Annotated in this window: 10 protein-coding genes; 9 read left to right on the top strand and 1 reads right to left on the bottom strand. The window is 72.9% G+C overall.

Annotated elements, in window-relative coordinates:
• The 5 genes from kdgD to ACH9D3_RS01855 all read left to right on the top strand — a co-directional run.
• The coding region (gene kdgD, locus ACH9D3_RS01875) for a 5-dehydro-4-deoxyglucarate dehydratase (protein WP_396409643.1) at positions 1-939 on the top strand (939 nt) is incomplete at its 5' end.
• Between the two features lie 50 nt (positions 940-989).
• Positions 990-2615, top strand: a complete 1626-nt coding sequence (locus tag ACH9D3_RS01870) for an aldehyde dehydrogenase (NADP(+)) (protein WP_396409642.1) — start codon at positions 990-992, stop codon at positions 2613-2615.
• Positions 2612-3940, top strand: a complete 1329-nt coding sequence (locus ACH9D3_RS01865) for an enolase C-terminal domain-like protein (protein WP_396400459.1) — start codon at positions 2612-2614, stop codon at positions 3938-3940. Before ACH9D3_RS01870 ends, ACH9D3_RS01865 begins: the two co-directional genes overlap by 4 nt.
• A gap of 19 nt (positions 3941-3959) precedes the next feature.
• Positions 3960-4943 (top strand): AEC family transporter, encoded by a 984-nt coding sequence (locus tag ACH9D3_RS01860; protein ID WP_396409641.1) that lies wholly within the window; start codon positions 3960-3962, stop codon positions 4941-4943.
• Positions 4944-5080: 137 nt separating this feature from the next.
• Complete coding sequence (locus tag ACH9D3_RS01855; protein ID WP_396400457.1) at positions 5081-6298, top strand: MFS transporter; 1218 nt, start codon at positions 5081-5083, stop codon at positions 6296-6298.
• On the opposite strand, the gene ACH9D3_RS01850 is transcribed toward ACH9D3_RS01855, so the two are convergent.
• Complete coding sequence (locus ACH9D3_RS01850; RefSeq protein ID WP_396409640.1) at positions 6285-7325, bottom strand: substrate-binding domain-containing protein; 1041 nt, start codon at positions 7323-7325, stop codon at positions 6285-6287. The genes ACH9D3_RS01855 and ACH9D3_RS01850 overlap by 14 nt on opposite strands.
• A gap of 189 nt (positions 7326-7514) precedes the next feature.
• On the opposite strand from ACH9D3_RS01850, the gene ACH9D3_RS01845 reads away from it, so the two are divergent.
• The 4 genes from ACH9D3_RS01845 to ACH9D3_RS01830 are packed head-to-tail and all read left to right on the top strand — an operon-like array spanning position 7515 to position 13066.
• A complete protein-coding gene (locus tag ACH9D3_RS01845) occupies positions 7515-8858 on the top strand; it encodes an extracellular solute-binding protein (RefSeq protein ID WP_396400455.1) in 1344 nt (447 codons plus the stop codon).
• On the top strand, positions 8858-9763 hold the full coding sequence (locus tag ACH9D3_RS01840) for a carbohydrate ABC transporter permease (RefSeq protein ID WP_396400567.1): 906 nt from the start codon (positions 8858-8860) through the stop codon (positions 9761-9763). Before ACH9D3_RS01845 ends, ACH9D3_RS01840 begins: the two co-directional genes overlap by 1 nt.
• Before the next feature lie 4 nt (positions 9764-9767).
• Positions 9768-10685 carry a carbohydrate ABC transporter permease gene (locus ACH9D3_RS01835; RefSeq protein WP_396400454.1) on the top strand — a complete coding sequence of 306 codons (918 nt, stop codon included), beginning with the start codon at positions 9768-9770 and terminating at the stop codon, positions 10683-10685.
• Positions 10686-10714: 29 nt separating this feature from the next.
• Positions 10715-13066, top strand: a complete 2352-nt coding sequence (locus tag ACH9D3_RS01830; protein ID WP_396409639.1) for a glycoside hydrolase family 3 N-terminal domain-containing protein — start codon at positions 10715-10717, stop codon at positions 13064-13066.
• The last annotated feature ends 14 nt before the right edge of the window (positions 13067-13080 follow it).

Genomic DNA, 13080 nt, shown 5'->3' with positions numbered 1-13080 from the left:
CACACTCCCCAGGAACTGGCGGACAAGCTCAAGGACGGCCTGCTGTCCTTCCCCGTCACCGCGTTCGACGCCGACCTGCTCTTCGACGAGACCGCCTACCGGCAGCACCTGGCCTGGCAGGCCTCCTTCCCGGTGGCCGGGCTCTTCGCCGCCGGCGGCACCGGGGAGGGCTTCTCCCTCACCCCGGAGGAGACCGCCTCCGTGGTGCGGGCCGCGGTCGAGGAGGTCGGGGACACCGTCCCCGTGCTCGCCCCGGCGGCCGGCAACACCGCCCAGGCCGTGCGCAACGCCCACGACGCGGCCGCCGCCGGCGCGGAAGGCCTGCTGCTGCTGCCCCCCTACCTCACCGAGTGCGACCAGGAGGGACTGCTCGCCCACGCCTCGGCGGTCTGCGCGGCCACCGACCTCGGGGTGATCGCCTACAACCGGGCCAACGCCGTCTACTCCGCCCAGACGATCGCCCGCCTCGCCGAGCGCCACGAGAACTTCATCGGGTTCAAGGACGGCATCGGCGACATCGAGCACCTCACGAAGGTCTACGCCGCCAACGGGGACCGCCTGTTCTACCTCGGCGGGCTGCCCACCGCGGAGACCTTCGCCCTGCCCCTGCTCCAGCTGGGCATGAGCACCTACTCCTCGGCCATGTACAACTTCGTCCCCGAGTTCGCCCTGGAGTTCTACCGCGACGTCCGGGCCCAGGACCGGGCGGCGGTCACCGACAAGCTCAACCGGTTCGTCCTGCCCTACATCGAGATCCGCGACCGGGCGAAGGGCTACGGCGTCTCCATCGTCAAGGCCGGGCTGCGGGCCGTGGGCCGCGACGCCGGCGGCGTGCGCCCCCCGCTCCAGGACCTCACCGACCACGACCTCGCCGACCTCAAGGCCCTCATCGACGCCCTCCCCACCGGCACCCCGGCGGACGCCCTGCAGCGGGCCTGACGCACCACCCACCCAGCAGAGACCGCATCCACAGACAGCGAAGGAAACCCATGTCCGTGAGCACCCAGACCACCGCCCTCACCGGCCACTCGATCATCGCCGGCCGGGAGACCCCCGGCAACGCCGGCACCACCCGCGGCATCGACCCCGCGACCAACGCCGAGCTCGACCCCGCCTACACCCTGATCGACGAGTCCCAGCTCGCCGAGGCCACCGCGGCCGCGGAGGAGGCCTTCGAGTCCTTCAGGGACCTCGACCCCGAGACCCACGCGGGCTTCCTCGAGCAGATCGCCGCCAACATCGAGGCCGTCGGCACCGAGCTCGTCGACCGGGCCTCCACGGAGACCGGGCTGCCGAAGCCCCGGCTGCAGGGCGAGCTGGCGCGCACCACCGGGCAGCTGCGGCTGTTCGCGCGCGTCGTGCGCCAGGGCGACCACCGCGGCGTGCGCCTCGAGCCGCCCCTGCCGGAGCGCACCCCGCTGCCCCGCCCGGACCTGCGCCAGCGCAAGCTCCCCCTCGGCCCGGTCGCCGTCTTCGGCGCCAGCAACTTCCCCTTCGCCTTCTCCACCGCCGGCGGCGACACCGCGTCGGCCCTGGCCGCCGGCTGCCCCGTGGTCTTCAAGGCCCACAACGCCCACCCCGGCACCGGGGAGCTCGTCGGCCACGCCGTCACGGACGCGGTGGCCGCGTCCGGCCTGCACCCCGGAGTGTTCTCCCTGGTCTACGGCCCGGGCGCGAGCATCGGCCAGGCCCTGGCCAAGGACCCGGCCGTCAAGGCCGTGGGCTTCACCGGCTCCCGCGGTGCGGGCACCGCGCTCATGGCCACGGCCGCGGCCCGCCCGGAGCCGATCCCCGTCTACGCGGAGATGAGCTCCATCAACCCCGTCTTCGTCTTCGACTCCGCCCTGCGCGGTGACGCCGAGGAGTTCGCCCGCGCCTACGTCACGTCCCTGACGGGCTCCTCCGGGCAGCTGTGCACCAACCCGGGCCTGCTGTTCGTGCCCGCGGGCGAGGCCGGCGACGCGTTCCTGTCCGCCGTCGGCCGCGTGCTGGCCGACGCCGAGGGCGCGACCATGCTCACCCCGGGCATCGCCCGGTCGTGCCGGGAGGGCATCGACGCCCTGGGCGGCCAGGACGGGGTCGAGGTCGTGGCCCGCGGCAAGGAGGGCCCCACCGAGAACGCCCCGGCCCCCGTGGTCTTCGGCACGCAGGTCCCCGCGTTCCTGTCCAACCCCGTGCTGCAGGAGGAGATCTTCGGCGCGTCCTCCCTGGCGATCCGCTACGGGTCCGCCGAGGAGCTGGTGGCCGCGGCCCGCCGCATGGAGGGCCAGCTCACCGCGAGCCTGTTCCTCTCGGAGGAGGACTTCCCCACGGCGGCCCCGCTGCTGCCGGTGCTGGAGCGCAAGGTGGGCCGGATCCTGGCCAACGGCTGGCCCACCGGAGTGGACGTGGGCGAGGCCATGGTCCACGGCGGCCCGTTCCCGGCGACCTCCGACTCCCGGACCACCTCGGTGGGCACCCTGGCGATCGAGCGGTTCCTGCGCCCCGTGGCCTACCAGAACATCCCGAGCGCCCTGCTGCCCGCCCCGGTGCAGGACGACAACCCGTGGCACCTCAACCGCCGGGTCGACGGCCGCATCCAGCTGGCCGAGGACTCCGGGGAGGACCGCGCGTGAGCACCCAGCCCACCGTCGCGCGGCTCGAGGTCGTGCCCGTCGCCGGTCACGACTCCATGCTGCTCAACCTCTCCGGCGCCCACGGGCCGTTCTTCACCCGCAACGTGGTGGTCGTGACGGACTCCGACGGGCGGACCGGCCTGGGCGAGGTGCCGGGCGGGGAGAAGATCCGCACCACCATCGAGGACGCGGCCGCGCTGCTCGAGGGGCAGCCGGTGGCGATGTTCCGCACCGTGCTGCGCCGGATCGCCGCGGCCTTCGCGGACCGGGACGCCGGCGGGCGCGGACTGCAGACCTTCGACCTGCGCACCGCGGTGCACGCCGTGACCGGCATCGAGTCCGCCTTGCTGGACCTGCACGGACAGTTCCTGGGCGTGCCCGTGGCGGAGCTGCTCGGCGAGGGCCAGCAGCGCGGATCGGTGCCCATGCTGGGCTATCTGTTCTTCGTGGGCGACCCGGGCAGCACCGACCTGCCCTACCTGCGCGAACCGCACGGCGCGGACGCGTGGGAGCAGGTGCGCCGGGAGGAGGCGATGACGCCCGAGGCCGTGGTCCGCCTGGCCGAGGCGTCCCGCGAGCGCTACGGCTTCAAGGACTTCAAGCTCAAGGGCGGGGTCCAGTCCGGGGACGTGGAGGTCGACGCCGTCACGGCGATCAAGGAGCGCTTCCCCGAGGCCCGGGTGACGCTCGATCCCAACGGCGGCTGGCTGCTCGAGGAGGCGGTCCGGCTGGGCCGCCGGATGCAGGGCGTCGTCGCGTACGCGGAGGACCCGTGCGGCGCGGAAGGCCGGTTCTCGGGCCGGGAGGTCATGGCGGAGTTCCGGCGGGCCACGGGCCTGCGGACGGCCACGAACATGATCGCCACCGACTGGCGGGAGATGTCCCACGCGGTGCGCGCCGGCGCCGTGGACATCCCCCTCGCGGACCCGCACTTCTGGACCATGGCGGGGTCCGTGCGCGTGGCGCAGCTGTGCCACGAGTTCGGCCTGACGTGGGGCTCCCACTCGAACAACCACTTCGACATCTCGCTGGCCATGTTCACCCACGTGGGCGCGGCGGCCCCCGGCGAGATCACCGCCCTGGACACCCACTGGATCTGGCAGGACGGCCAGGGGCTCACCCGGGACCCGCTGCGCATCCGCAACGGCGAGATCGAGGTCCCGGCCGCCCCCGGGCTGGGCGTGGAGCTCGATCGCGACCGCCTGGCGGAGGCCCACGAGCTCTACCTCGAGCACGGCCTGGGCGCCCGCGACGACGCCGCGGCCATGCAGTTCCTGATCGAGGGCTGGAGCTTCGACCCCAAGCGCCCCTGCCTGGTCCGCTGAGCCGGAGGACCGCGACCGGATGACGGGGGTGCTGCTGGGCTTCGGCGTGGTCGCGGTGCTCGCGGCCGCCGGGTTCGCCACGGCGGCGCTGCTGCCCGGTGAGGCCCGCGCCATGCGCGCGGGCCTCACCCCCGTCGTCTACCACCTCACCAACCCGGCGCTGATGCTGGTGCTCGTCGCGGGCACCGACCTCGGTGCCGTGCTCGGGGTCTACACCCCGATCGCCCTCGCCACCGCCGCGGCGGCGGGGGCGATCTTCGCCCTGTACAGCGGCCTGGTGCTGCGCCGAGGGGCGGCGCGCACGGCGGTCGGCGCCATGGCCTCCTCCTACGTGAACGCCGGGAACATCGGGCTGCCCATCGCCCTCTACGCGGTGGGCAGCGCCGCGCCCGTGGTCTCCGTCCTGCTGGCCCAGCTGCTGGTGATCGCCCCGCTCTACCTGCTCCTGCTCTCCTGGGTCACCCGCCCCTCGCTCCGGGCCGGGCCGGGCGCCGCGACGGCGACCCGCCCGGCGGTCCCCGGGCGGGGAGGCACCTCGACCGCGCGCACGATCGTGCGGTCGGTGGCGAATCCCGTCACGGTCGGCACCGCCGGCGGGGTGGTGCTCTCGGCCACGGGCCTGGAGGTGCCCGAGGTGCTCTGGATCCCCCTCGAGATGCTCGGGCAGGCCTCCATCCCGCTGCTGCTCCTGCTCTTCGGCATGAGCCTGCACGGGCAGCGCCCGTTCCGGCACCGCGCGCTCGTCCCGGACGTGGTCGGCGGGACGCTGGTCAAGGTGGTCGCGATGCCCGTGCTGGCGTGGGCGATCGGCCGGTTCGGCTTCGGCCTGGGCGGGACCGAGCTGCTGGGCGTCGTCGTCATGGCGGCCCTGCCCACGGCCCAGAACGTGTTCCTGTTCTCGTCCCAGTTCCGGATGCCGGCCAACGCCGCCCGCGACATCATCCTCCTCAGCTCGTTCCTGTCCTTCCCGGCCGTCCTCCTGGCCGGTCTGCTCCTGCACTGACCGCGCCGGCGCCCGGAGCACACCGGGCGCGACGGCGGCGGCGCGCGGGGCCGGGCCCCGCCCGCAGTACCGTGGACGGGGTCCGGGCCGTCCCGCACGGGACCGGCCTGCGCCCCGAGCCCCCAGGAGACCACACCGTGCCGAGCCCGCCCGCCGACCCGACGACGGCCCCGACGTCCCGCAGGGCGCTGGTCTACCTCGCGGTGTGCGTGGTCCTGGTGGGCCTGAACCTGCGCACCGTGTTCTCGAGCTTCTCCGCGATCCTTCCGGAGATCACCGCCGCCGCGGAGCTCCCCGGATGGGCGGTCACCGTGCTGACCACCGCCCCCGTGACGCTGCTCGGCGTCTTCGCCCCGTTCGCACCGCGCCTGGCCCGGCGGTTCGGCCCGGAGAACGTGCTGCTGGGCGCCATGCTGGTCCTGACCCTGGGCCTGCTCACCCGGGGACTGCCCCTGCCGGGCGCGAGCGCCCTGCCGCTGCTGCTCGCGGGGACGGTCGCGTGCGGGGCCGCCATCGCCCTGGGCAACGTGCTGCTGCCGTCGGTCGTGAAGCGGGACTTCGCCCACCGCATCGGGCTGATGAGCGGGCTCTACACCACCGCGATCTGCGCCTCCGCGGCTCTCGGCGCGGGCCTGACCTATCCCGTGTACCAGGCGACGGACTCCTGGCGGGGGTCGCTGGCGGTGTGGGCGGCGCCCGCGGCCGTGGTGCTGCTCCTGCTCGTCCCGGTGGCGGTCCGCCACCGGGTCCCCGCTCCCCCGGCGCCCCGCACCGGCGGGCACAGCCCGTGGCGCTCGCCGGTGGCCTGGCAGCTCACCCTGTTCATGGTCTTCCAGGCGATGATGTCCTTCAGCGTCTTCGCCTGGCTCGCCCCCATCCTCCGGGACCGGGGGATCGACGGCGCCGCCGCCGGGCTGATCGTGGCCGTGTCCATCCTGCTCCAGATGACGGGCTCGCTCGTCGCCCCCGTCCTGGCCGCACGGCTGGCCGACCAGCGGGTCCTCAACGCCGTGGTGGCCCTGATGGCCGGTGGTGGCTTCGTGCTCTCCGTCTTCGGCCCGGTCCAGCTGATCTGGGTCTGGACCGGGCTGCTCGGGCTGGGCCAGGGCAGCCTCACCGCCGTGGCCCTGACGATGATCGCCCTGCGCACCCGCAGCAGCGACATGGCGGTCCGGCTCTCGGGCATGATGCAGGGCGTGGGCTACGGCCTGGGCTCCTCGGGGACCTTCCTGGTGGGCCAGCTGCTGCACTGGACCGGGGGCTTCGCCGCGGCGGGCGCCATGTTCGCGGTGGTCGGCACCCTCGCGGCGGTCTTCGGCTGGCAGGCCGGCCGGGACCGCTTCATCCGGGAGTGACGACCCCCGCCGCGCCGCCGCGGGGCGGCGCCGTGGAGGAGCGCTCGACGAGCGAGGTCTGCAGCTGGAGCGGGTGGGTCCGGCGCGACCCGCCGGCCAGCAGCGCGACCGCGCGCTCGACGGCCATCTCCCCCATGGCGTGCAGGGGCTGGCGCACCGTCGTGAGCTTCGGTGATGCCCAGCGGGCGATCAGCGTGTCGTCGAAGCCGACCACGCTGAGGTCCTCGGGCACCCGGAGGGAGGCCTGGCGTGCGGCCTCGAAGGCGCCGAGCGCCGCTTCGTCGGAGGCCGCGAACAGCGCCGTGGGCGGGTGCTCGAGCTCGAGCAGCTCCTGGGCCCCGGCGAAGCCGGCCTCGTAGCTGAACCCGCCGCCGGTGACGAGCTCGGGGTCGTGGGGGAGCCCCGCGCTCTCGAGGGCGCTGCGGTAGCCGGCCAGGCGCTCGCGCGCCGGGATCGACTGCCCGGCACCGCTGAGGTGGCCGATCCGGCGGTGCCCGAGCTCCACGAGGTGCGTGGTGGCCTCGTACCCGCCGGCCCAGTTGGTGGAGCCGATGCTCGGCACCGTGGAAGGCAGGCTGTTCACGGGGTCGATGGCCACGAGCGGGATCTGCGCGTGCGCCGCGGCGGCCACCTGCACCGCGGTCAGCGGCGTGGTGACCGCGATGACGGCGGTCTCGCCCTGACGGCCGCAGCGGGCGAACCACTCCTCGGAGAACGGCGGGACGTCGCCCTGCTCCAGGCTCGGGAGCGTGCTCAGCAGCAGGTCGGTCCCGGCCCGGCCGCAGGCGTCCACGGCACCGGCCATCACCTGGAGCGAGTAGTTGCTCTCCAGGGTGTCGAAGACGAGCACGATGGCCGTCCGGGACCGGCGGGCGGCCGATCCCGCGTAGCCGAGGGCCGCGGCCGCGGCCCGGACCCGCTCGCGCGTGTCCTCCCCCACGTCGGGGCGGCCGTTGAGAACCTTGGAAGCCGTGCCCTTGGAGACGCCGGCCTCGGCGGCGACCTGGCTCAGCGTGGGTTTCTGCATCGGAACGGTCTCCTCGGACGCGGGCGGTTCATCGGGGTACGGCGAAACGTTTCGCCGTACCGAACACAGTGGCCCCGGTCACACCAGGGGGTTGACGGTGTGAGGCAGGCCACTTAGTCTTCTCGCAGCGAAACGCTATACGAAAAGTTTCGTTGGCGCAAGATATCGCTCACCGATGAGGAGATCGCCATGACCACCCACCGCAGCCCCCGTCCCGCGTCCGCCGCCGCGCACCGGGCCCCCTTCTCCCCCCGCTCGCTGTCCCGCATCGCGCTCGTGGGCGCCGCGGCGCTCACCCTGTCCGGGTGCGGCGGGGGCGGCGCCCAGGCCGGCGGGGACGCCGGCGCCACCGCCTGGACCCTCACCGGCGGCGCCGAGGAGATGTTCCGCACCTCCTTCGACGCCTGGAACGAGAACAACGCCGAGGCCCCCATCTCCGCGGAGTACTTCGCGAACGACGCCTTCAAGGAGAAGATCCGCACGGCCGTGGGCTCGGGCAACGCTCCGACCCTGGTCTACAACTGGGGCGGCGACAACCTGGAGAGCTACGTCGAGAACGGCAACGTGGTGGAGCTGACCGGGGAGATCCCCGACATGGAGGAGCGGGCCCTCGACTCCGTGCTGGAGACCGGCAAGGTGGACGGGAAGCTCTACGCCGTCCCGAACAACAACACCCAGCCCGTCATCATGTACTACAACACCAAGCTCTTCGAGGAGGCCGGGGTCGAGGTCCCCACCACGTGGGAGGAGATGCTGGACGCCGTGGAGGCCTTCCAGGCCGAGGGCGTCACGCCGATCTCCGTGGCCGGCTCCAGCCAGTGGCCGTACCTGATGTGGATCCAGTACCTCACCGACCGGATCGGCGGCCCCGAGGTCTTCCAGGCCGTCGTGGACGGCGAGGAGGACGCCTGGTCCGACCCCGCGATCACGGAGGCCCTGGAGAAGATCCAGGAGCTCGTCGACGCCGGCGGCTTCGGCGACAACTACGGGTCGGTGGTGGCCGACGCGGGCGCCGACGTGGCCCTCGTGCACACCGACCAGGCGGCCATGATGCTGCACGGCAGCTGGGTCTACTCCAGCTTCCTCACCGACGCCCCCGAGTGGACCGCCGAGGGGAACCTGGGCTACACCACGTTCCCCGAGATCGAGGGCGGAGAAGGCGACCCGCAGAACATCGTGGGCAACCCGGCGAACTTCTGGGCCGTCTCCGCGGACGCGAGCGAGGAGGAGCAGGCCACGGCCCTCGAGTACCTCAACGACATGAACCTCGACGACACCGCGGTCGACACGCTCTTCGACGCCGGGCTGATCCCCGCCGTGGACGGCGTGGAGGACCAGATCGCCGACACCGAGCACCCGGAGTACCTCGACTTCGCCTACTCGATGGTCCAGGACGCGCCCAACTTCCAGCTCTCCTGGGACCAGGCGCTCCCGGCCGACCAGGGACAGGCCCTGCTGACCAACCTCAGCCAGGTCTTCGCCGGCGAGATGACCCCCGAGGAGTTCCAGACCGCGATGAACGGCACGCTGTGATGCTGAAGCGGACGCCGTCGAGGCGGACGCGCCGGGCGGGAGCCGGCCCCAGCAACTGGATGCTGGCCCCCGCCCTGGTCTTCTTCGGCATCTTCGCGATCGGCCCGCTGCTCGGCGTCCTGGTCCTGTCCTTCATGCAGTGGGACGGGCTGGGCACGCCGCAGTGGACGGGCGGGGACAACTGGGCGTCGGTGCTCGACGACCCGGTGTCCCTGCAGGCCATGTGGCTGACCGTCAAGCTGACGCTGCTGAGCTACGCCGTGCAGTTCCCGCTGAGCCTGCTGCTCGGCGTGTTCATGGCCGGCCGCCAGCGGTACCGGGAGTTCCTCTCCGTCCTGTACTTCCTGCCCATGCTCTTCTCCGCCGCGGCGATCGGCATCGCCTTCCGGGCGCTGCTCGACCCGAACTTCGGGCTCTCGCGGGCGTTCGACACGGCCCTGCTCAGCCAGGACTGGCTGGGCGACCCGGACCTGGCGTTCTACGTCGTCGTCTTCGTCATCTCCTGGTCCTTCATCCCCTTCCACTCGCTGCTCTACCAGGCGGGGGTCCGGCAGATCCCGCAGAGCATGTACGAGGCCGCCACGATCGACGGCGCGGGGACGGTGCGGAAGTTCTTCGCGATCACGCTGCCGCAGCTCAAGTACACGATCGTGACGTCCTCCACGCTGATGCTGGTCGGCTCCCTGACCTACTTCGACCTCGTCTTCGCCCTCACCGGGGGCGGGCCCGGCACCGCGACGCGGATCCTGCCCCTCGACATGTACCTGACCGGATTCCGCAGCAACCAGATGGGCGAGGCCAGTGTCCTGGCGGTCATCCTCGTCGCCGTGGGGCTCACGCTCGCCCTCGGCCTGCAACGGCTCACCGGGGCCGACAAGATGGAGAGCCAGGCGGAAGGTGCGTGATCCCATGAGCACACGTCCCGCGGACACCCGTCCCGAGAGCACACGTCCCGAGAGCGCCGCCCGCACGGACACCCCTCCCGCGGGCGCCCGCCGCTCCCGCTCGCGCCGCCGGGGCGCCCCGAACATCCCGGCGGCCGTCGGCGGGTGGCTGTGGCTGGCGGCGATCATCCTGCCGATCTACTACATGGCCATCACGAGCCTGAAGCCCCGCGAGGACTACTACTCCACGAACCCGCTGGTCCCCTCCTCCCCCACGCCGGCGCCGTACGTCACGGTCCTGGAGAACCAGTTCGCCCAGTACTTCCTGAACAGCGTGGTGGTGGTCGTGTTCACGGTGGCCGGGATCGTGTTCCTGTCCCTGCTCGCGTCCTACGTCATCGTGCGCAGCAGGACCGGGCTGGCCGTGTTCTCGAACCGGCTGTTCCTGCTGGGCATCGCGATCCCCATCCAGGCGACGATCATCCCGATCTACCTGATCATCGTGCAGCTGGGCCTCTACGACACCCTGGCGGCCCTGGTCCTGCCGGGCATCGCCTCGGGGATCCCGATCACGGTCCTGATCCTGACGAACTTCATGCGGGACATCCCCAACGAGCTCTACGAGTCCATGAACCTCGACGGCGCGGGCGACTGGAAGGTCTTCCTCAGGCTCGTCCTCCCGCTGAGCGTTCCCGCCATCACCACCGTGGGCGTCTACAACGCCCTGAACAGCTGGAACAACTTCCTGTTCCCGCTGATCCTCACCCAGAGCTCCGAGGTGCGCACGCTGCCCCTGTCCCTGTGGACCTACCAGGGGGAGTTCCAGGCCGACATCCCGGCCGTCCTCGCCGCCGTCGTCCTCTCGGCGATGCCGATCCTCGTCCTCTACATCTTCGGGCGCCGGCACCTCGTCGCCGGGCTCACCGCCGGCTTCGGCAAGTGACCCGCCCACCGAGCAGAAAGAACACCCTCATGACCGCACCGTGGAACGACCCTGCCCGCCCCGTCGCCGAGCGCGTCGACGCCCTGCTCCAGGAGCTGAGCCTCGAGGAGAAGGCCGGCCAGCTCGGCAGCTACTGGCTGCGCCCCGACCCGGAGGAGGCCACGGGCGGCGCGGCCCCCATGGAGTCCGCCTTCGCCGACGACCGCTCGACCTTCGACGCCGCGATCGCGCACGGCCTCGGGCACATCACCCGGGCCTTCGGCAGCGCGCCGATCTCCGCGGCGGACGGGGTGGAGCACCTGCGCACCCTGCAGCGGCAGGTCGTGGAGACCTCCCGGCTCGGGATCCCGGCCATCGCCCACGAGGAGTGCCTCACCGGCTTCACCACCCTCGGGGCCACCTGCTACCCGGCCGCGATCGCCTGGGGGGCCGCCTTCGACCCGGACCTGGTCCGCACCATGGCCCGGCGCATCGGCACCGACATGAACGGCGTGGGCGTCCACCTCGGCCTGTCCCCCGTGCTCGACGTCGTGCGCGACTACCGCTGGGGCCGTGTCGAGGAGACCGTCGGCGAGGACCCCTACCTCGTGGGCACCCTGACCACCGAGTACGTCCGGGGGCTGCAGGAGGCCGGCGTCGTCGCCACCCTCAAGCACTTCGCCGGGTACTCCACCTCCCGCGCCGGGCGCAACCACGCCCCCGTCTCGATCGGGCCGCGGGAGTTCCGGGACGTCGTCCTCGTGCCCTTCGAGATGGCCGTCAGGCTCGGGGAGGCCGGCGCGGTGATGAACTCCTACGCGGACGTCGACGGCGTCCCGCCCGCCGCCGACCCCGAGCTGCTCACCACCCTCCTGCGGGAGACGTGGGGCTTCGAGGGCACGGTCGTGTCCGACTACTGGGCCGTGAGCTTCCTCGAGTCCATGCACCACGTCGCCGCGGACCCGCGCGACGCCGGCGTCCGGTCGCTCTCGGCCGGGATGGACGTCGAGCTGCCCGAGACCGGCTGCTTCGCGGACCTCGCCGGGGCCGTGCGGGACGGCGCGCTCGACGAGTCGCTGCTCGACCGCGCGGTGCGGCGGGTGCTGACGCAGAAGGTCGAGCTGGGCCTGCTGGACGAGGGCTTCGACCCCGGCACCGCGGGCGGGACCGTGGACCTCGACTCCCCGGGCAACCGGCAGCTCGCCCGCCGCATGGCCGAGGAGTCGATCGTCCTGCTGAAGAACGAGGGCGTCCTGCCCCTGGCGCGCGACGCCGCCCGGAAGGTCGCGGTCATCGGGCCCAGCGCCGGCCAGCCCCGTTCGTTCCTCGGCTGCTACAGCTTCACCAACCACGTCCTGTCCCGGTTCGGCGAGTCCGGCACCGGGATCGAGATCACCTCGATCGTCGACGCCCTCGCCGAGGAGTTCGCGGGCGGGGGGACCGCCTTCCACCACGCCCGCGGCGTCGACTTCACCGACCCCGACACCAGCGGCATCGCCGAGGCCGTGGCCGCCGCCGAGGAGGCCGAGCTCGCGATCGTGACCGTGGGCGACCTCGCCGGGCTCTTCGGCACGGGCACCTCCGGGGAGGGCTGCGACGTCGTGGACCTGAGCCTGCCCGGCCGGCAGGCCGACCTCGTCGAGGCGGTGCTGGCCACGGGCACCCCCGTGGTCCTCGTGCTCGTCACCGGCCGCCCCTACAGCCTCGGCGCGTTCGACGACCGCTGCGCGGCCGTCGTCCAGGCCTTCATGCCCGGCGAGGAGGGCGGGCACGCCGTCGCCGGGGTGCTCTCCGGACGGGTGAACCCCTCCGGGCGGCTGCCCGTGGGGATCCCCCGCCACGTGGGCGGACAGCCCGGGACCTACCTGACCCCCGCCCTGGGCGGGTACTCGGAGGGCGTCTCCAACCTCGACCCCCGGCCGCTGTACCCCTTCGGCCACGGCCTCGGCTACTCGAGCTTCGCCTACGAGGCGCTCGAGCTGTCCGCGGCGGAGATCGGCACCGACGGCACCGTGGAGGCCGCGGTCACCGTGACCAACACCTCCGACCGCGCCGGGCAGGAGGTCGTCCAGCTGTACCTGAGCGACCCCGTCGCCCAGGTGGTGCGGCCGCTGAAGATGCTCGTCGGCTTCGCCAAGACCGCCCTCGGGCCCGGGCAGAGCGCCCGCGTGGTCTTCTCCGTCCACGCCGACCGCACCTCGTTCACGGGCCGGGAGATGCGCCGGATCGTCGAACCCGGCGAGTTCGTGCTCCGCGCCGGCTCCTCGAGCGAGGACCTGCCCCTCGAGGGCCGGTTCACGGTCACCGGTCAGGTCCGGGACGTGGAGGACGCCGACCGTGTCCTCACGACCCCCGTCGAGATCCGGGACGCCGACCGCGCGCTCGCCGTCGACGCCTCCTGAACCCGGGGGTGCGG

Origin of the sequence: Kocuria kalidii (genome assembly GCF_044462225.1) — a bacterium.
Taxonomy (GTDB): Bacteria; Actinomycetota; Actinomycetes; order Actinomycetales; family Micrococcaceae; genus Kocuria; species Kocuria kalidii.
This window is presented reverse-complemented; position numbering and strand designations above follow the sequence as displayed.